This is a genomic window from uncultured Dysosmobacter sp., assembly GCF_947631635.1.
Lineage (GTDB): Bacteria > Bacillota > Clostridia > Oscillospirales > Oscillospiraceae > Oscillibacter.
The window spans coordinates 1-17,369 of sequence record NZ_CANRMB010000019.1 but is presented as its reverse complement, the minus strand read 5'-3'; the positions used below and the strand labels follow the sequence as shown (position 1 = coordinate 17,369).

Genomic DNA, 17,369 nt, shown 5'->3' with positions numbered 1-17,369 from the left:
GCGCAGTTTCCGCCGGGGACACACAAATGATGCTGTTCGATTGATTATATCATAATTTACAGGAGAAGGACATGAAAACAAAGCGTTTTTTATCGGTTTTTTTGCTGATCGCCCTGGTCATGAGCCTGTGGGCCGTGCCGTCTGCCGCCGCTGACGGGCCGGACGGCTCCTCCGCGCCTGTGCTGCCTGCGGAGCCGGAGCTGAACGCCAAGGCCGCCCTGCTGGTGGACACCAACACCGGCGCGGTGGTATATGCCAAAAACGAGCATCAGGAGCTGTATCCCGCCAGCCTGACCAAGATCATGACCGCCCTGCTGGTCCTGGAGGCCGTCGACGGCGGCAAGCTGGCCATGGACCAGCAGCTCACCGCCTCCGCCTCTGCTTTTGAGGGCCTTTCCTCCGACGGAAGCACCGCCAATATCCAGGTGGGCGAGACCATGACCGTGGAAAACCTGCTGTACTGCATGCTGGTGGTCTCCGCCAACGAGGCCTGCGATATTCTGGCGGAGGCGGTCTCCGGCTCCGTCGGCGCCTTTGTGGACGCCATGAACGCCAAGGCCCAGGAGCTGGGGTGCAAAAACACCCACTTTGTGAACCCCAACGGCCTCCACGACTCCCAGCACTACACCTCCGCCTGGGACATGTGTCTGATCGCCAGCGCCGCGCTGAAATACGACGTCTTCATGACCATCTGCGACACGGCCACCGTCACGGTCCCCGCCACCAACCTCAGCCCGGCCCGGACCCTGCACACCACCAACTACCTGATCGGCGCCTGGTGGTCCCGGGGCTATCTCAACAGTGACGCCCACGGCATCAAGACCGGCTCCACCTCTGAGGCGGGTCACTGCCTGGTGTCCTCCGCCGCACGGGGCAGCCTCAGCTTCATCAGCGTGGTGCTGGGCTGCGACCGGGTGACGCTGGAGAACAATGAGATCCGGACATACAGCTTCTACGATACCAACCAGCTGTTTGATTGGGCCTTTGACAACTTCAGCTACCAGACCATCCTTGAGGAGAGCGAGATGCTCCAGGAGGTGCCGGTGTCCCTGTCCAAGATCGACCACGTCACCGTACATCCCGCCAAGGATGTGGAGGTCCTGATGCCCAAAGGCCTCTCTCCGGAGCATTTGGAGCGGGAGGTCAGCCTGCGGGCCGATCCGGCGGAGGCCCCCATCTCCGAGGGGGATGTGCTGGGCACGCTGACCCTCAGCTATGACGGCAGGGAGTACGCCACGGTCAATCTGCTGGCCCTCAACGATGTGGAGGCCTCCAAGCTGCTGACCTTCTGGCGGGATGTGCAGCTGTTCTTCTCCAAGACCTCTGTGAAGGTTGCCGCCGCGGTGCTTTTGGTGCTGCTCCTGGCTCTGATCGTCTGGAAGCTGCTGTTCAGCCGCCGGCGTTACCGCTATGGCCGCAGTGTGGGCCGTGGCCGGAGCGGCAACTACCGGGGCCGCCGCAGGCATTGACAAAATTGATAAAAAGGAGACTGCCGGCGGCAGTCTCCTTTTTATTTTGACGGATTTGACGAAAGGGGTATTACAGGTACTTCACCAGTTCCCCCATAGGCTTCCGGTCCCTGTGCAGGCGGGCGGGATGCGCCCCCTCCGCGGGATAGCCCAGGGGCAGCATGGCGATGGGGCGCAGGCCCGCCATCTCCGGGAACGCCGCCAGCAGCTTCTCCGGCTCAAACATCCCCACATAGGTGGTGCCAAGCCCCAGGTCCGCGGCCTGGAGCATCATCTGGGCGGCGGCGATGGCCGCGTCGATCTCGCCGTGGTCCTTGCCGTCGGTCTCCCGTTTCCAGGCGGTCTCCGGGTCATACGCCACCGCCAGGATCACCGGCGGATGGAAGTGGGAGCCCATGCAGCCGTCGGCCTTTTCCAGCGCCTCCGGCGTCTGGATGACGAAGATGCGCTGGGGCTGAAAATTGTGGGCGGTGGGGGCGTTGCGCCCCGCCTCCAGCACCAGATTCAGCTTCTCCCGCTCCACGGGGCGGTCACTGAATTTGCGGAGAGAGTAGCGCTCCGCGGAAAGCTTTGCAAAATCCATGGGAATTTCTCCTTTGTTCTCTGTGATATCCGGATTTTACCACAGTTTTCCCCAGTCCGCAATCCTACCTTCAGGGTTCTCCCTGCCAGTTTCTGCCCTGGATCAGGGACTCGCACATCTCCCGGCGGCGGGTATCGTAGAACTCAATATATTTCAGGGAGTAGATATCGATCACAATATAGCGGTCCCGGGGCTCCTGGTAAATGGTCACGAAGTCGTTGCCCACGTCGAACAGGATGCCCTCCCAGGATACCGTCCCCGTTGTGCCGACCAAAAACGTCGCCACCACATAGTTTCCCAGGTTCCGGGCCAGCATGGCCTTCAGGGAACCCCGGTAGGCCTCATCCACCGTCGTGGGGGCTTCGATCACCTCGTCAGGCAGGCCGGTGGTCATATCCAGCGCGCCCCGGTCACGGTACATCTGCATCCCCGGACTCATCATGCCGCCGGGCATGGTGCCGGGAACGCCCTGCATGCCGCCAGGCGCTTCCGCGATCCCGCCGATCCCGGTGTCCGAGGCGGGCCGCATCTGCTGCTGTGTCATCTGCGTGGGCGCGGGTGTGATCTCCGTGGACCAGTCCGTCTGGGTGAGCGGACGTCCATTCATCGTCTGGGCAGATGCCGCAGGCGCATAAGTATTTTGAAAATGAAGCATCATGACACCTCTCAAGTCTTGTAATAGGCGTTTGTCGGATTATAAAAACAGTGGTCGCCGATCCGCGTCTGCCAATATCCCACATCCGAGGGGAAGCGGGAACGGCAGGTGGGGCCAAAGGGATTGTAGAACCAGAGGGATTCCGCCACATCCGGTATCCGGTTTCCCGCGATGGCCCAGTCGGCGATGTCGTAGTGGATCTGTTCGGGCCGCATGTTGTAGATATTCTGGGGGTTGTAAGCGCCGCCCTCTGTCTCACTGGCGCAGACAAACTGGTATGGCTGGAAAATGATCTTGCGGATGCTGCCCTGGCCCACCCGGGCGTACTCGCCGCCCTTGGCGTGGACCCGGTTCATCACCACCCCCGCCACCGCCTTCATGCCTGTCTCTCCCTCGCCGCCCGCTTCGCATTGGATCAGCCGTGCCAACAGCTCCCGGTCGGAAAAAGCCATCGTTCATTCCTCCTTAGTTGCTGGTCTATCCTATGCGCAAACGGGACCGCTGGTGCGCACGGTCCTGTTCCATCTGTTGAAAAAACGGCGCGCTTTTTTCAGCGGGCTTCACACCCCCGCTTTGCGGCACAAATGCCCGCTGTCACAGGCTTTTGCATCCGCTCCTATCCCCCTTTACCCCCTGCACGGCCAAGGGGGATCCTGCTTTTTACATAGGGAAAATGAAGCGGGACCGCTCTTACCAGCGGTCCCGTTTTTCTGCAAAAGGCATTCTTTACCGTTTTCTCTGCTCCTGGATGGCCAGACGGAACATGTCCTCCGTCTGCTCGATGGAGCGCTCCAGGGCATACTGCTTGGCGTGCTCGGCGTAGCGCCTCTCCATCTCCCGCCGTTCCTCCGGATGCTCGATCCAATAGTCGATGCGCTCCGCCAGGGCACCCGTGTTCCCCGCCGGGAACAGGCTCCGCCCGTCCAGGGCGAACTGGGGCGTGGCGGACCTGGGAGAATCCGCGATGACAGGCACCAGTCCGCAGGCGAAGGCCTCCATGCAGCTCATGGCCTCGATCTCCGCGTCGGAGGTGTGGACGTACAGATCCGCCATGTGCAGGATCTCGATCAGCCGGGACGGCTCATAGAACTGCATGACGATGGGATTGGGCAGCTTCTCCGCCAAACGGCGGTACTTTTTCTCCAGGGGACCCTTTCCAGCCAGGATGACCTGGATATCCTTGGCGTGGCGGGACTTCGCGCAGGCCTCGATCAGCTCGTCCTGCCGCTTTTCCCCGGCGTAGCGGCCCACCATCAGCACATTGAAATAGCCCTCCAGCCAATCCTCCTTGGGCCGCTTCCCATAGAAATACTCCGGACTGATGCCGTTGGAGATGACATGGAGCCGGGCGGTATAGCCGTGTTCCCGGAGCTGCCCCGCGATCATGTTGCTGGGACAGTGGATGTGGGTGAAGCGGTTGAAAAAGGTGTCCCGGAAGCGGTTGTACACAAAATCGTTCATCCGCTTGCTGTTGCCCAGATGTAAGGTGAAGGTGATGTTTTCCGGCTGGCAGTGGAATGCCGCCGTGTGGGGGATGCCCAGTCGCTCCACGTGCCGCAGGCCCATGATCGCCAGGGGCGAGGGCATCATAAAGTGCACCACGTCCGCCCAGGCGGCCGCCTTCTCGAACACATGGCGGTTGGGGATGGCGAGACGCATCCCCTGGCTGGTGATCAGATGCTCCACCACCGGGAAAAACCGCATCTGCCGCACCGCATATTTATAGTCCGCCGGCTTTCCGATGGCGATGACCCGCACCTCGTTGCCATGGGCCTTCAGCGCCGCGGCAAACCGGCGGGCGCTGATGGTGGTGCCGTTGTTGGCGTCGTCAAACTGGTCGATGACCAATACGATCTTCATACGTTAAACCGCTCTTTCCTCGGGTCTTGCTGTACCGGTCCCGATCTCCGGCGGCACCTGTGTAAGCGCCTGAAGGGGGCCGCGCCGCCCCATCTTATGCCCGTTTTTCCAGCGCCTTTTCCAAATTGCGGGCAAGCTGGTCCGGGCAGGAGGTCTCCTTGAACCCGCAGCGGATGCCCTTCAGACGCTCAATGGCCTCCTGGGCCTTCATGCCCTTGACAAGGGCGGCGATACCCTGCAGGTTGCCGCTGCATCCGCCCAGGACCTGTAAATTCTGGATGACGCCCTGCTCGTCTATCTCCACACGCATCTCCTGGGAGCAAACGCCTCTGGGCCGAAATGAATATGTCATGTGATCTTCCCTCTTCTTTTGTTGTTTAATAGTCATAGCGTACCACAACGCGCTTAAAAACGCAAGTGGGACCCGGCCGCATTTTCGGCCTGCCTCGGCGCGCTCAATTTTTTCTTGACAATATCGATATTCGATGATATGATGGTCCCATCAATAACGATATTCGATAATCGAGGTGGCGCACAGATGGCCCGGGAAAAATTTCAAACCCTGACGGAGCAGATGTTTTACATCCTCCTCTGCCTGCGGCGGGAGTGCTGCGGCGCGGATATCATGGCACAGGTCGGCGCGCTGACCCATGGCCGGGTGGCTGTGGGGCCGGGGACTCTCTATAACCTGCTGGAACAGTTCGTCTCCTCCGGCATGATCCGGGAGACGAAGGTGGAGGGCCGAAAGCGGAGCTACGTCATCACCAGCGCCGGACAGACCACACTGGACAACGAATACCGCCGCCTGCTGGCTCTGGCGGCGGACTATGAATCCTGCACCGGACGGGGAGGGAGCGACAGATGAAAGACCAGAAGCGGGAACTGCCCATGTTTTCCTTTTACAACTACACCGCCATCCAGCGCCACCTGGAAAAGCGGGCCAGGGAGGGCTGGCGGCTCATCAAGGCCGAACGGGGCCAGTGGCTCTACCGCCGGATGGAGCCGAAGGAGCTGCACTACGCCGTGGTCTACTTCCCGGACAGCTCCCAGTTCGATCCCGGCCCCACCGAGGGCCAGCAGACCCTGCGGGACTACTGTCTGGCCGCCGGGTGGGAGCCTGTCACCGGCTGGGGGCAGGCGCAGATCTACTGCTCGCCCCTGCCGGACCCGGTGCCCATTGAGACGGAGCCTTCCATCCAGCTGGACACCATCCACCGGACCATGCGGAAAAACTTCCTGCCGGGGGAGCTGGCCCTTCTGGCACTGATGCTGTTTCAGCTGTGGATGCAGGCCAAGGACTTCTACTGGGACACGGCGGACTACCTGTCCAGTCCGCACAAGTTCACCCTCCTGATACTCATCTTTCTGGGGTCTCTGGTGGACCTGGCGGATATGCTGGGCTACGCCCGCTGGTACTTCCGCTCCAAGCGGTCCATCGCCGGCGGGGGCGGATGCGTCCCCGCCACGGGGCATCCCCGGCTGATCTGGGGCGCTCTGGGCCTGATGACCCTCGTCCTGCTCTGGCAGCTGCTGGTGCCGGCAGATGCGGCCATGGCCGGCTTCATGATCCTGTACCTCGCGGGCATGGCGGGGATCATCTGGAGCACCTGGCATCTCCAGAGCGCTTTGAAACGGCGGAAGTTTTCCCGGTCCGCCAACCGGGCCGTCACCGTGACCGCCATCGTTCTGATGTCCGTGGCCCTGATGGCCGCACTGACAGCGGGCCTGTTCACGGCGCTGCGGTCCGGCGTGGGGGAGCGTCCTCCCGCGGAGACCTATGAGGCCTATGGCGATACCTGGAACATCTACCGCGACGAGATCCCCCTGCGGGTGGAGGACCTGATGGAGACGGACTACGACGGCTGGTCCACGGAGGCGGACCCCCAGTCCACCCCGCTGGCCTCCCTGACGGAGTACACCCAGCGGGCCCGTCTGAGCGACCAGGATGCCCCACAGGATCTGGAATACGCGATCATACGGGTCAAGCTCCCCCTCCTGCGGGGCATTGTGGAGCGGGGCCTCCTGCGGCATGTGGAGCGGTTCAACGACCGCCATGTGCCGGAGCTTCTGGATGAATACCGCCCTGCGGACGCCTCCGCCTGGGACGCGGAAAGGGTCTACCAGCTGCATGTGGGCGGGGACCCCCGTAACCGGTATCTGGTCTGCTGGCCGGACCGCATGGCGGAGATCCACTTCTACTGGGAGCCCACCCCGGCCCAGATCGCCATTGCCGCGGAAAAGCTGAAAAACGCGTGAAAAAAACGGAGAGGGCTTCCCTCTCCGTTTCCTCTTTGCGTTTACACAGTCAGTCCGCGGCCGTTTTTCCGCTCCAGCACCAGCCGGTCTGCAATCATGGCAATGAACTCGCAATTCCATACCTTGTCATTCAAATTGGTGCTGAAGCAAAAAGTCAACTTTCACAAAAAAAAGCCCCAAAAAAAGTAGAAACCCACAATTGAAACTAAAAAACCAAGGTGTTATACTCAGGACAAGAAAAGGTTTTCTCGCCAATCTATAACGTCTATTCTATGTAAGTAATGTTGCGCAGCAGCAAGAAAAGGTTTTCTTACTGCTAATATATATTATTTTTGCAAAAAAATGACGTTTACAGCGACGAGAAAAGGTTTTCTGATTCCGCAACATAATACAAACTCAATGACACATTATTTTAGAAAGGTTGGATATTTATGAGAATCGGTTTCATTGGGCTGGGCGTTATGGGACGTCCCATGGCAAAAAACCTCTTGAAGGCGGGATACGAGCTGCATGTGTACGACGTGGTTCCCAAGGGTGTCGAGGAACTTGTTGCCTGTGGTGCTATTGCTGAAGCGAGCAACAAGGATGTCGCCGCTAAGAGCGAAGTCGTCATCACCATGCTTCCCAACTCTCCCCATGTCAAGAGTGTTATCCTGGGCCAGAATGGCGTTTTGGAAGGCCGCCACGACGGAATGAAAATCATTGACATGAGTTCCATTGCTCCTCTTACCACCAAGGAAGTCGGAAAAGCTTGCGCTGAAGTTGGTGTCCCCATGCTCGAGTCCCCTGTATCCGGTGGTGAGATCGGCGCAATCAACGGCACTCTGGCCCTGATGTGTGGCGGCGACAAGGCTCTGCTTGAAGAGCTGACGCCTGTATTGGAAGCTATGGCCGGCACGATCACCTATTGCGGTGGCCTGGGCGCGGGTAATACTACCAAGCTGGTGAACCAGCATATCATCGCTGTTGAAACGGCCGCCGTTGCAGAAGCCTTTGTGATGGGTGCTAAGGCTGGTGTGGAGCCCGAAGTGGTTTACAACGCAATTAAGGACGGCTATGCCGGTTCCAAGGTTCTGGATGGCAAGCTGGCCATGGCCATGGATCGTAATTTCAAGGCCGGTTTCCGGCTGGATCTGCACATCAAAGACCTAAACAATGTGCTTGAGACCGGTCATGCTCTGGGCGCTCCCATGCCTTTGGCAAGCTTGGTCATGGATGAGATGCGGTATATGTCCGCGATTGGTGCCGGCTCTGAGGACAGCGCCGCAGTTATGCGTTATTACGAGCGGATCGCTGGTGTTGAACTGACTCGCGCAAAGTAAATTCAAGCAGGAATTACTTTAGCCGCAATGCATCTTAACAGCAATTCCCCCCATGGATAATCGGGAATTTATAAAAAACGATAAGGAGTATTTAACATGAGCAAGGAAGTAAGAGTCGCATATTCTGAGGGACAGATCGGTCGTATTGTTCTGGCAAGAATTCTGCCTGGCACAGATATGTGTGAGGGCATCACCAAAATCATTCAGGAGAAGCACATTCAAAATGGTTGGGTTTCCATGATCGGCAGCCTGGAGAAGACCAGCTATTACTATCTGGAAAAGAACAACGCCAAGCTGGGCGCTGGTTATGGTGCCGCAAACGAGCGGACGTTCCCCGTGGAACTGTGCAATGCTATGGGTCTGATCTGCGAAGGCGGCCTGCATATCCACGCTAGCATGTGTGGTGATGACGGCGTCTTCTACGGCGGTCACATTATCGCCGGTGAGAGCCCCTCCCTCGCCACGATCGAAGTTATGATTGTCGAAGTTGTTGGAGGCAATTTTGTCCGCGCATATGACCCCGAAGCGGATGGTAATCATTTTGCTCCTTACGAGGCAACGAAATAATCCGTTTTCTAAATAAAGTCTTTGTGGTGATGCAGAGGCATCACCACAAAGACTCTTCAATCATCTCAAGGTTTTCCGCCAGGAGAAAGTCTATTCACTATTGCGCCTTATGGCGTCTGAGTTCGCTCCGTAATTTCTGGGGCAGTCCCTGTGAGGGCGCCGCAATAGAATTGCCAGGCGATAAAGTTGCCTGGAACTCATAGTGCCGTGCCGCCAGGCCGGGATCTTGAATTCGCTCCAAAATCGTTTTTCCAACACACTGTGCGATTTCCTGTAAATCATAAACAGCGCTGACCGGCTTTACATCAAACAGTTCCATATTATCGATTTGATCATGTCCGCAGAGGGAGATATCTCCCGGAATGTCGATACGATAGCGCTGGAGCTGCTGCAAAATCCCGAGTGTGCACATATTACTTTCTGAGACAATCGCAGTCGGAGGATCTGAAAGCTGAAGCATATTTTCAACAGCAAGTTTCCCTCCCGCGATTGTAAACTGGCCGTTAAACAGATAGGGGTAGTTTTTGTCAACGGAAATGCCGTATTCCTGCATTGCATCAACAAATCCCTGAAACCGCATACGGGCGTTTGGATAGATGAACGGGCCATGGACACAGTAAATTTTCCTATGTCCGGCGCGCAGAAGCTCTGTTGTAATAAGTTTGCATCCAGTATATCCGTCTGTATCAATAAAATCCCCACGAAAACCAGGGTGGTCAATATGTCGGTTCATCAAGAGGACTGGCATGAATTTACTGAACTCCGCAATCACATCGTTATTCATGCAAGTAGGGTTGACGATCAAGCCATCCACATGGCGTCGCATCATCATCTGTAAGTATGCATACTCCCGCGGTTTTGCTTCGTCCGTACTGCACAGTATCAAGTTGTAGTTTTTTGGATTTACAATATTTTCCACTTCTCGTGCAATTGTTCCATAATAGGAGTTAGAAATATCCGAAACCAGAAAGCCAATCTCGTATGTATTACGAGTAATCAGACTCTGCGCATTCGCATTAGGAAGATACCCAAGCTTACGCACGGAAGCCAAAACACGCTCTTTCAGGGCTGGATCAACACGGGAATTATTATTCAAAACACGTGAAACTGTGGCAGGTGAGACTGCGGCATCTTTAGCTACATCTAAAATCGTCACTTGTTGGGGTTGCATACAACATGATCTCCTAACTGACAGCGATAAATGGCCTATATCCTTATTGTCAAAAAAATATTATCACGAAGAATTCAATTGGGCAAGATTGTTTTTTTAAATCCCGGAAATTGCTCCCCACTGGAGTTTGATTTTCTTTGGGAAGGATTTGTTGGTTAAATCCAATTTTTTCATGCTTAAATACTGAAAAAATTCCACCTGCTATGGAAGGAGGCGCAATTGTGAACGGTATTACTCAATTGCATCATTTGTCCCTAAAAGTTGCAGAAAGTCAGTATGAAACAGTGGTGGATTTTTATAAAGAAATCCTTGGCTTAAAGGTTATCCGCATCCAAGATAATGCCACTTTTTTATCGTGCGAAAACGTTATCTTGGAGATTTTGATCTCTGATGATAGCCTTAATACCGCGGAAAGTGTTTTGAATCACTTCGCCTTTAAAGCAGAAGATGTGGATGGCTTGCTGGAACGAGTCAAAGACGCCGGGTATCAAGTGTCGATGCAGCCCACAAAGTATGTTTTTCAAGGCAAAGATCCCTATCCTGTTTATATTGCTTTTTTTGTTGGCCCTGCAGGTGAGTCAGTCGAGCTATTTCGTGAGATGTCTGCGGCAGAGATGCAATCTGATGACAACGAAAGTCATACTGCTTTTAACCCGCATGACCCCATCGTAGAGAAGGAGCGCATATGTTGTTAATTGGTTGTTGTGGAAATACAGAGTCATATTCCCAAATAGCAAATATGGGCTATGACTATATTGAACTTTCTGCAAGACAAATAATGACCCTTTCTGAAACCGAATTTCAAGATTTTTTGCAGAAATATCGTAAGACGGGTTTCCCATGCAGATGTTTTAATGATTTTTGCAGCATAAATCTTCCTATTATAGGCCCTAACTGCAATTTAAGTGCAATTAAACAGTATGCGGACCGTCTCTGCCTGCGGGGTCATGCGCTTGGCATTCAAAGTATCGGCATTGGCGCGCCGGCGGCACGAGTCCTGCCAGGCAGCTATCCGTCAGAGCGTGCCGATCAAGAGATGGAATCTTTTTTACGTTGTGTTGCAGGCGCAGCCAGCAAATATGGCATCATGATCCTGGTAGAAGCAGTTCATAAGTATCTGTGCAATTATATGAATCAAACAGAGGATGCCTTAGCCATGGTCAAGCGGGTAAATCTTCCCAATGTTGCAATGGTCCTTGACTACTACCATGCATTTGTAATGGGAGAAGACATTCACCAATTTTCTGATGTGATGCCTTATGTTCGCCATCTGCACATCAGCACAGATTTGCAGGGCCATTACAGGGGTTTTCTGACTGCCGAAGATACAGCAAAGCTCACGCAGCTTCTGCGGGAGGCTGTTGCAAATGGGTACCAAGGTGCGATAAGCGTGGAGGCTGCGCCAGATTGTCGCTTGGAGCCGGCAGGAGAATTGTGCGCAGATGTCATGCGGACAGCGGTTTCATGTATGTGAATAATCCAACGGTAAAAAACGCGAATTGTATTCCAGAAAGCCCGGAATAATTTGAAAGGATTTGATATTATGAGCAAGCAGAAAAAAGTAATTATCTCAGCGGCAATTACAGGTGCAATCCACACGCCGTCCCTCTCTCCCTATCTCCCTGCATCGCCCGAACAGATTGCACAACAGGCAATTGATGCGGCGAAAGCCGGCGCAGCTGTTGTTCATATTCACGCACGGCGTGACGACGGCATGCCCGTTGGTGATTTCGATACTTTCCGTCAGATCCTCTCGGCGATCAAGAAAGAAGTTAATGCCGTTATTGGTATTACTACCGGCGGCGCACAGGGTATGTCTACCGAAGAACGATTCTCAGTAATTGAAGAGTTCCAGCCCGAAATGGCCTCTGCCAATGGTGGGTCCATGAATTTCTGCTTCCACAAGCTCGAAAAAGGCATGGGACCTACCCCCAAATATGATTGGGAAGTTCCTTTTGTTGCCCGTACATATGATAATGTATTCAAAAACACCTTTAAGGATATTGAATATTGCATTAAAACGATGAACAAATGCGGTACCCTTCCCGAATATGAGGTGTTTGACTATGGCCAGCTGGCCAACTTACAGTACTTCCAGAGAGAAGGGATCATCACCCAGCCCATTTATATTCAGTTTGTCCCGGGTGTTATGGGCGGCTATCCCATGTCTAACGAGGGCATGATGTTCATGATCGACCAGGCAAAGAAGATGCTGGGTGATGACATCCAGTACAGCACCGTTTCTGCCGGCAGACGGATGTTCCGCAACGCAACCATGATGGCCCTACAGGGTGGCAATGTTCGTGTTGGCATGGAAGATGGACTCTATATCAAGCCTTCTGGCGAACTGGCTACCAGCAACGCTCAGCAGGTCCTCAAGATGAAAGCCATCCTGAATGCGCTGGACTTTGAAATAGCAACACCTGATGAAGCGCGGGAGATGCTGCATCTCAAGGGCGGAGACAAAGTAAACTTCTGATGATCATGGAAAGAGAACAGATCATGGAAATTATTCCGCACCGCGATCCCATGCTGCTGGTCGATACAGTGGAAGAGTTGGAACCGGGTGTGCAGATCACCACGACTTTCCATGTATCTGCGGAACGCGAGATATTCAAGGGACATTTCCCCTCTGATCCAGTTTTGCCTGGTGTTTACTCTGTTGAGTGCATGGCGCAGACTGCGGATATCCTGCTGTTGTCCATGGAGCGCTATGCTGGAAAAACGCCGCTGTTTCTAGGAATCAACAATGTCCGTTTTCGAAGAAAGATCTTGCCGGGTGATACTGTCGAGATCCATGCCAAATTAATCTCGGAAGTTACAGCGAAAGCAATTGCTGTATGTTCCGCGCAAATATACAACCATGGAGAACTTGCCGCCACAGGGGATGTGACCCTGGCTATGCGGCAATAGCAAGCGTGAATATATGAATTTAAGGAGGAACCAACATGAACGAAAAGAAAGTTGTAATGGCTGGAGCGGGCGTCATGGGCGCGTCCCTGGCCCAGGTGTACGCCCTGGCCGGATACGAGACCTATGTGTACGACATCTATGAGGCCGGCATCGAAAAAGGCAAGCACCTCATCGCCATCAACCAGGAGATGATGGTCAAAGAGGGCCTTATCACCGCCGAGGAATCCAAGGCTGCCATGGACCGCATGGTCTTCACCATGGACAAGGAGTGCTTCCGGGACTGCTGCCTGGTGGTAGAGAGCACGGTGGAGCGCATGGACATTAAACAAGGCTTCTTCCGGGAGATCTCCGAGATCGCCCCCAAGGAGGCCCTGCTTGCCACCAATACCTCCGGCCTGCACATTACCGAGATCGCCGAGGCCTGCAAGTACCCTGAGCGGTTCATGGGCCAGCACTGGCTCAATCCCCCCCACCTGCTGCCTCTGTGCGAGATCATCGCCGGAGAGAAGACCAGTCCCGAGAACGTCCAGAAGATGCGCAAACTGGTGGAGGGCCTGGGCAAGCAGCCCGTGGTGGTGGCCGACATCAACGGCTTCATCATCAACCGCATCCAGTTCGCCGTCCTGCGGGAGGCCCTGCACATCGTGGACATCGGCGCCGCCACCATCGAAGACGTGGACACCGTCCTGAAGGCGGGCATGGGCCTGCGGTACGCCGCACTGGGTCCCTTCGGTGTAGCGGACTTCGGCGGCCTGGATACCTTTGACCACATCAACAGCTACCTCAATGCCGAATTGAGCGATTCCAAAGTGGGCAACAAGCGGCTGCACGAGATGGTAGAAGCCGGCAAGCTGGGTGTCAAGAGCGGTGAGGGCTTCTATGACTACTCCGGTGACAAGGCCGACGAAGCCATCCGGGAGCGGGACCGCATGTACATCGAGCTGGCAAAAGTCCTGTATTTCAAGAAGTGAGGTGAGATCATGAGAAGTGATTTGATGAAAAGCGGCGTGGACCGCATTCCCCACCGGGCACTGTTTCGCGCCCTGGGCCTGACGGACGAGGAGCTGTCCCGCCCCATCATCGGCGTAGTCAGCGCCAAGAACGAGATCATCCCCGGCCATATGCACTTGGACAAGATCGCCGAGGCGGTGAAAGCCGGCATCCGCATGGCCGGCGGCACCCCCATCGAGTTTCCCGCCATCGGCGTGTGCGACGGCATCGCCATGAACCACGAGGGTATGTTCTTCTCCCTGCCCAGCCGGGAGCATATCGCGGACTCCGTGGAGATCATGGCCAACGCCCACCCCTTTGACGGGCTGGTGTTCATCCCCAACTGCGACAAGATCGTGCCCGGCATGATCATGGCTGCCCTGCGGGTGAATATTCCCGCCATCTTCTGCTCCGGCGGTCCCATGATGCCCGGCAAGGCCAACGGCAAGAAAGTGGCGCTGACGGACGCCTTTGAGGCTCCCGGCGCCGTGCGCACCGGCAAGATGACGTGGCACGAGGCACAGGAGCTGGTCGAGCACTCCTGCCCCGGCTGCGGCTCCTGCGCGGGCATGTTCACCGCCAACTCCATGAACTGCATGACGGAGATCCTGGGCCTGGGTCTGCCCGGCAACGGCACCATCCCCGCCGTGGAGAGTCAGCGCATTTTGCTTGCCAAGCACGCGGGTATGAAGGTCATGGACCTGGTACGGGACAACATCTGCCCCCGTGACATCGTCACGGACAAAGCTATCACCAACGGCCTGGTCGCTGATATGGCCCTGGGCTGCTCCACCAACACCATGCTGCACCTGCCCGCCATCTGCCATGAAGCCGGCATGGATTTTAACTTGAAGGGCGTCAACGCTGTCAGTGATAATGTTCCTCATCTGGTGAAGCTGAATCCCGCCGGCCCTCATTGCCTGGTAGACCTGGATGCAGCAGGCGGCCTGAGCGCCGTGATGAAACGCCTGAACGATATGGGTCTCATTGACCCCACCGCCAGGACCGTGGACGGTACCTGGGCGGACCGTATCGCCAAGGCGGAGATCATGGACGAGGACGTGATCCGCGACCGGGAGCACGCCTACTCCCAGACCGGCGGCCTGGCGGTGCTGTACGGCAATCTGGCGCCCGACGGCGCTGTGGTGAAGAAGGGCGCGGTTCTTCCCGAGATGATGGTCCACACCGGCCCCGCCAAGTGTTTTGACAGCGAGGAGGCCTGCTGTGAGGGCCTGTACGCCGGCAAGGTGGTGGCAGGCGACGTGGTGGTGGTCCGCTATGAGGGTCCCAAGGGCGGCCCCGGCATGCGGGAGATGCTGTCCCCCACCGCCGCGCTGGCAGGCATGGGCCTGGACTCCACCTGTGCATTGGTGACGGACGGCCGGTTCTCCGGCGTAAGCCGGGGCGCTTCCATCGGCCACGTCTCTCCCGAGGCGGCCGCGGGCGGATTGATGGCGTACATCCAGGACGGCGACCAGATCGCCATCGACATCCCCAACCACTCCATCCAGCTGCTGGTCTCCGACGAGGAGATCGAGGCCCGCAAGGCCAAGACCGTTCCCCAGCCCCCCAAGCAGGTCTCCGGTTACCTCAAGCGCTACCGCGCTATGGTCACCTCTGCCAATATGGGCGCTATTTTGGAAGCTGAATAAGTGCCAAAGTAATGCTACCATTTAATCGGAATTTCTTGCAGGACAATTGCCGAAAACAAAATCCGTACAGATTGAAGGGAAAACTATTATGAAAATTGGATTTATTGGGTTGGGCGTTATGGGACGCCCTATGGCGAAAAATTTGCTGAAGGCTGGGCATGAACTGTATGTCTACGATGTTGTGTCTAAGGGTGTCGAGGAACTGGCTGCCGCAGGTGCTACCGCTGTAAGCAGTAATAAAGAGGTTGCTGCAAACAGCGACGTTGTTATTACTATGCTCCCAAACTCTCCTCACGTTAAGACTGTTATTCTGGGTGTGAATGGTGTTTTAGAAGGCCGCCATGAGGGCATGAAGATTATCGACATGAGTTCTATTGCTCCCCTGGTGACCAAGGAGGTTGGACAAGCCTGCGCCGAGGCAGGTGTTCCTATGCTGGAAGCCCCTGTTTCCGGCGGCGAAACCGGTGCCATCAATGGCACGCTGGCTTTGATGTGCGGGGGAGATAAAGAACTTTTCAATGAGATGCTGCCGGTTTTGAATGCAATGGCTGGAACGATTACTTACTGTGGTGGCTTGGGCGCTGGAAATACTACAAAATTGGTCAATCAGCACATTCTGGCAGTAGAAATTGCAACAGTTGCCGAGGCGTTTGTAATGGGGGCAAAGGCCGGTGTGGAACCCGAAGTAATTTACAACGCGATCAAGAATGGATATGCCGGCTCAAAGGTTTTGGATGGTAAGCTGGCTATGGCGATGGATCGCGATTTTAGGGCGGGTTTCCGGCTGGACCTGCATATTAAGGATCTGAACAATGTGCTTGAGACCGGTCATGCGCTGGGTACTCCCATGCCTTTGGCAAGCCTGGTAATGGATGAAATGAAGTATATGTCCGCTAACGGCTGTGGCTCGGAGGATCACTCCGCTCTGATGAAATACTATGAAAAAATTGCGGGTGTTGAACTCAAGCGCGCAGAAAAATAGACAGTTCCAGTAATCGGGTACCACTTGATTGAATGATAAAGGGTGCGGACTTTTGAATCTGAATTAGGACTTCAAAAGTCCGCACCCGCATTTATTTAAGAGTTTCGCATAACCGATTGAAAAAGGGAACATCCGGAATGTGTCCGGCGTGTGAATGAAAGTTCTCCGCCGGCAGTTTCCTTCATGGTGCTTCTAATCGCCATTTCAAAATCTCATTGCTGTGTGCATTGACATTGTCAACCCAATTAAAACAATCAAAAGCGAAACAACAGATTTAATGGGTACTTAGCTCAGTTGGGTAGAGCAGCTGGCTCATAGCCGGCAGGTCCCGGGTTCGACACCCCGAGTACCCACCATGCCCCGTATCACAATGGTCTTAGTGTCTTCATTCGGCCTTTTGGAGAGCGGCTTGCAACGCAGCGGGGCACTCCATTCGAATAGAGCGCATTTGGCAGTGAACATGAGGCGTTAGGCCCATAGTACATGGAGCACAAACCTCTCTGTTCGAACTAGCGCCAAGCAAACAGGGCGCTTTTTTATTTAACCGTTAGTGAAAACTAATTCGATGCTGATGTGAGTAGAGTCGCGCCGCACATTTAAGCGGAATTTGAACCTCTCCTTGTACTACTGAAAATTCTCCACCTTTTATAGCTGCGGAATCAGTGGGATGCTGTGCCCCATTGCTTTCGTGGGTTCTTTATATGAACCAAAACAAGCAGGATCAGCATCTGCGCAACAAAGAGCATTCAACAATAAGAATAAGGAGGAAACATAAAATGGCATTAATGACCGCACAGGAGTATATCGAGAGCCTGCGCAAGCTGAACACCCGGGTGTACATGTTCGGCGAGAAGATCGAGAACTGGGTGGATCACCCCATGATCCGTCCCTCCATCAACTGCGTCGCCATGACCTACGCCCTGGCCCAGGATCCCCAGTACGCGGATCT

The 17,369-nt window shown here is 55.3% G+C and carries 19 protein-coding genes and 1 tRNA gene; 14 read left to right on the top strand and 6 right to left on the bottom strand.

Annotated features, from left to right (window positions below):
* Positions 1-71: 71 nt before the first annotated feature.
* Positions 72-1,469: a D-alanyl-D-alanine carboxypeptidase family protein gene (locus tag Q0Z71_RS10475; protein WP_298022056.1), complete on the top strand. Its 1,398-nt coding sequence runs from the start codon at positions 72-74 to the stop codon at positions 1,467-1,469.
* Positions 1,470-1,539: 70 nt separating this feature from the next.
* On the opposite strand, the gene Q0Z71_RS10470 is transcribed toward Q0Z71_RS10475, so the two are convergent.
* From Q0Z71_RS10470 to Q0Z71_RS10450, 5 genes are all read right to left on the bottom strand, one after another.
* Complete coding sequence (locus Q0Z71_RS10470) at positions 1,540-2,052, bottom strand: nitroreductase family protein (RefSeq protein WP_298022053.1); 513 nt, start codon at positions 2,050-2,052, stop codon at positions 1,540-1,542.
* Between the two features lie 70 nt (positions 2,053-2,122).
* Entirely contained in the window at positions 2,123-2,707 is a 585-nt protein-coding gene (locus tag Q0Z71_RS10465) for a hypothetical protein (protein ID WP_298022050.1), read from the bottom strand.
* Between the two features lie 11 nt (positions 2,708-2,718).
* Positions 2,719-3,159, bottom strand: a complete 441-nt coding sequence (locus tag Q0Z71_RS10460; RefSeq protein ID WP_298022047.1) for a cell wall hydrolase — start codon at positions 3,157-3,159, stop codon at positions 2,719-2,721.
* A 274-nt stretch (positions 3,160-3,433) separates the two neighbouring features.
* Complete coding sequence (locus tag Q0Z71_RS10455) at positions 3,434-4,567, bottom strand: glycosyltransferase (RefSeq protein WP_298022044.1); 1,134 nt, start codon at positions 4,565-4,567, stop codon at positions 3,434-3,436.
* Positions 4,568-4,661: 94 nt separating this feature from the next.
* Positions 4,662-4,919 carry a TIGR03905 family TSCPD domain-containing protein gene (locus Q0Z71_RS10450; protein WP_298022040.1) on the bottom strand — a complete coding sequence of 86 codons (258 nt, stop codon included), beginning with the start codon at positions 4,917-4,919 and terminating at the stop codon, positions 4,662-4,664.
* 186 nt (positions 4,920-5,105) lie between these two features.
* On the opposite strand from Q0Z71_RS10450, the gene Q0Z71_RS10445 reads away from it, so the two are divergent.
* The 4 genes from Q0Z71_RS10445 (at position 5,106) to Q0Z71_RS10430 (ending at position 8,712) form a co-directional block, all read left to right on the top strand.
* Complete coding sequence (locus Q0Z71_RS10445) at positions 5,106-5,432, top strand: PadR family transcriptional regulator (RefSeq protein WP_298022036.1); 327 nt, start codon at positions 5,106-5,108, stop codon at positions 5,430-5,432.
* Positions 5,429-6,823, top strand: a complete 1,395-nt coding sequence (locus Q0Z71_RS10440; RefSeq protein ID WP_298022034.1) for a DUF2812 domain-containing protein — start codon at positions 5,429-5,431, stop codon at positions 6,821-6,823. Before Q0Z71_RS10445 ends, Q0Z71_RS10440 begins: the two co-directional genes overlap by 4 nt.
* A 431-nt stretch (positions 6,824-7,254) precedes the next feature.
* On the top strand, positions 7,255-8,145 hold the full coding sequence (garR, locus tag Q0Z71_RS10435; RefSeq protein WP_363316704.1) for a 2-hydroxy-3-oxopropionate reductase: 891 nt from the start codon (positions 7,255-7,257) through the stop codon (positions 8,143-8,145).
* Between the two features lie 96 nt (positions 8,146-8,241).
* Positions 8,242-8,712, top strand: a complete 471-nt coding sequence (locus tag Q0Z71_RS10430; RefSeq protein ID WP_298022031.1) for a PPC domain-containing DNA-binding protein — start codon at positions 8,242-8,244, stop codon at positions 8,710-8,712.
* Positions 8,713-8,809: 97 nt separating this feature from the next.
* Here Q0Z71_RS10430 and Q0Z71_RS10425 read toward each other — a convergent pair whose 3' ends face one another.
* Positions 8,810-9,883: a LacI family DNA-binding transcriptional regulator gene (locus Q0Z71_RS10425; protein WP_298022028.1), complete on the bottom strand. Its 1,074-nt coding sequence runs from the start codon at positions 9,881-9,883 to the stop codon at positions 8,810-8,812.
* Positions 9,884-10,104: 221 nt separating this feature from the next.
* On the opposite strand from Q0Z71_RS10425, the gene Q0Z71_RS10420 reads away from it, so the two are divergent.
* The 9 genes from Q0Z71_RS10420 to Q0Z71_RS10380 form a co-directional block, all read left to right on the top strand.
* Positions 10,105-10,578 (top strand): VOC family protein, encoded by a 474-nt coding sequence (locus Q0Z71_RS10420; RefSeq protein WP_298022024.1) that lies wholly within the window; start codon positions 10,105-10,107, stop codon positions 10,576-10,578.
* Positions 10,569-11,357: a sugar phosphate isomerase/epimerase gene (locus tag Q0Z71_RS10415; RefSeq protein ID WP_298022019.1), complete on the top strand. Its 789-nt coding sequence runs from the start codon at positions 10,569-10,571 to the stop codon at positions 11,355-11,357. Before Q0Z71_RS10420 ends, Q0Z71_RS10415 begins: the two co-directional genes overlap by 10 nt.
* Before the next feature lie 69 nt (positions 11,358-11,426).
* Positions 11,427-12,362, top strand: coding sequence for a 3-keto-5-aminohexanoate cleavage protein (locus tag Q0Z71_RS10410; protein ID WP_298022016.1), 936 nt, complete (start codon positions 11,427-11,429; stop codon positions 12,360-12,362).
* A gap of 23 nt (positions 12,363-12,385) precedes the next feature.
* On the top strand, positions 12,386-12,796 hold the full coding sequence (gene fabZ, locus Q0Z71_RS10405; RefSeq protein ID WP_298022013.1) for a 3-hydroxyacyl-ACP dehydratase FabZ: 411 nt from the start codon (positions 12,386-12,388) through the stop codon (positions 12,794-12,796).
* A gap of 35 nt (positions 12,797-12,831) precedes the next feature.
* Positions 12,832-13,767, top strand: a complete 936-nt coding sequence (locus tag Q0Z71_RS10400; protein WP_298022010.1) for a 3-hydroxyacyl-CoA dehydrogenase family protein — start codon at positions 12,832-12,834, stop codon at positions 13,765-13,767.
* 9 nt (positions 13,768-13,776) lie between these two features.
* A complete protein-coding gene (gene ilvD / locus Q0Z71_RS10395; RefSeq protein ID WP_298022007.1) occupies positions 13,777-15,438 on the top strand; it encodes a dihydroxy-acid dehydratase in 1,662 nt (553 codons plus the stop codon).
* Between the two features lie 70 nt (positions 15,439-15,508).
* Positions 15,509-16,420 carry a 2-hydroxy-3-oxopropionate reductase gene (gene garR, locus Q0Z71_RS10390; RefSeq protein WP_298022182.1) on the top strand — a complete coding sequence of 304 codons (912 nt, stop codon included), beginning with the start codon at positions 15,509-15,511 and terminating at the stop codon, positions 16,418-16,420.
* A gap of 279 nt (positions 16,421-16,699) precedes the next feature.
* Positions 16,700-16,776, top strand: a tRNA-Ile gene (locus Q0Z71_RS10385).
* A 420-nt stretch (positions 16,777-17,196) separates the two neighbouring features.
* Positions 17,197-17,369, top strand: a 173-nt coding sequence (locus Q0Z71_RS10380; RefSeq protein ID WP_298022179.1) for a 4-hydroxyphenylacetate 3-hydroxylase N-terminal domain-containing protein, incomplete at its 3' end; no start/stop codon positions are given.

Bases quoted from the DNA above. Each gene is read 5' to 3' on its own strand.
- Q0Z71_RS10415 (WP_298022019.1), top strand. From the start codon at position 10,569: ATGTTGTTAATTGGTTGTTGTGGAAATACAGAGTCATATTCCCAAATA.
- Q0Z71_RS10465 (WP_298022050.1), bottom strand. From the start codon at position 2,707: ATGCTTCATTTTCAAAATACTTATGCGCCTGCGGCATCTGCCCAGACG.
- Q0Z71_RS10460 (WP_298022047.1), bottom strand. From the start codon at position 3,159: ATGGCTTTTTCCGACCGGGAGCTGTTGGCACGGCTGATCCAATGCGAA.
- ilvD (WP_298022007.1), top strand. From the start codon at position 13,777: ATGAGAAGTGATTTGATGAAAAGCGGCGTGGACCGCATTCCCCACCGG.
- Q0Z71_RS10440 (WP_298022034.1), top strand. From the start codon at position 5,429: ATGAAAGACCAGAAGCGGGAACTGCCCATGTTTTCCTTTTACAACTAC.
- Q0Z71_RS10475 (WP_298022056.1), top strand. From the start codon at position 72: ATGAAAACAAAGCGTTTTTTATCGGTTTTTTTGCTGATCGCCCTGGTC.
- Q0Z71_RS10410 (WP_298022016.1), top strand. From the start codon at position 11,427: ATGAGCAAGCAGAAAAAAGTAATTATCTCAGCGGCAATTACAGGTGCA.
- garR (WP_363316704.1), top strand. From the start codon at position 7,255: ATGAGAATCGGTTTCATTGGGCTGGGCGTTATGGGACGTCCCATGGCA.
- Q0Z71_RS10470 (WP_298022053.1), bottom strand. From the start codon at position 2,052: ATGGATTTTGCAAAGCTTTCCGCGGAGCGCTACTCTCTCCGCAAATTC.
- Q0Z71_RS10445 (WP_298022036.1), top strand. From the start codon at position 5,106: ATGGCCCGGGAAAAATTTCAAACCCTGACGGAGCAGATGTTTTACATC.
- Q0Z71_RS10400 (WP_298022010.1), top strand. From the start codon at position 12,832: ATGAACGAAAAGAAAGTTGTAATGGCTGGAGCGGGCGTCATGGGCGCG.
- fabZ (WP_298022013.1), top strand. From the start codon at position 12,386: ATGGAAATTATTCCGCACCGCGATCCCATGCTGCTGGTCGATACAGTG.
- Q0Z71_RS10430 (WP_298022031.1), top strand. From the start codon at position 8,242: ATGAGCAAGGAAGTAAGAGTCGCATATTCTGAGGGACAGATCGGTCGT.
- Q0Z71_RS10455 (WP_298022044.1), bottom strand. From the start codon at position 4,567: ATGAAGATCGTATTGGTCATCGACCAGTTTGACGACGCCAACAACGGC.
- Q0Z71_RS10425 (WP_298022028.1), bottom strand. From the start codon at position 9,883: ATGCAACCCCAACAAGTGACGATTTTAGATGTAGCTAAAGATGCCGCA.
- Q0Z71_RS10450 (WP_298022040.1), bottom strand. From the start codon at position 4,919: ATGACATATTCATTTCGGCCCAGAGGCGTTTGCTCCCAGGAGATGCGT.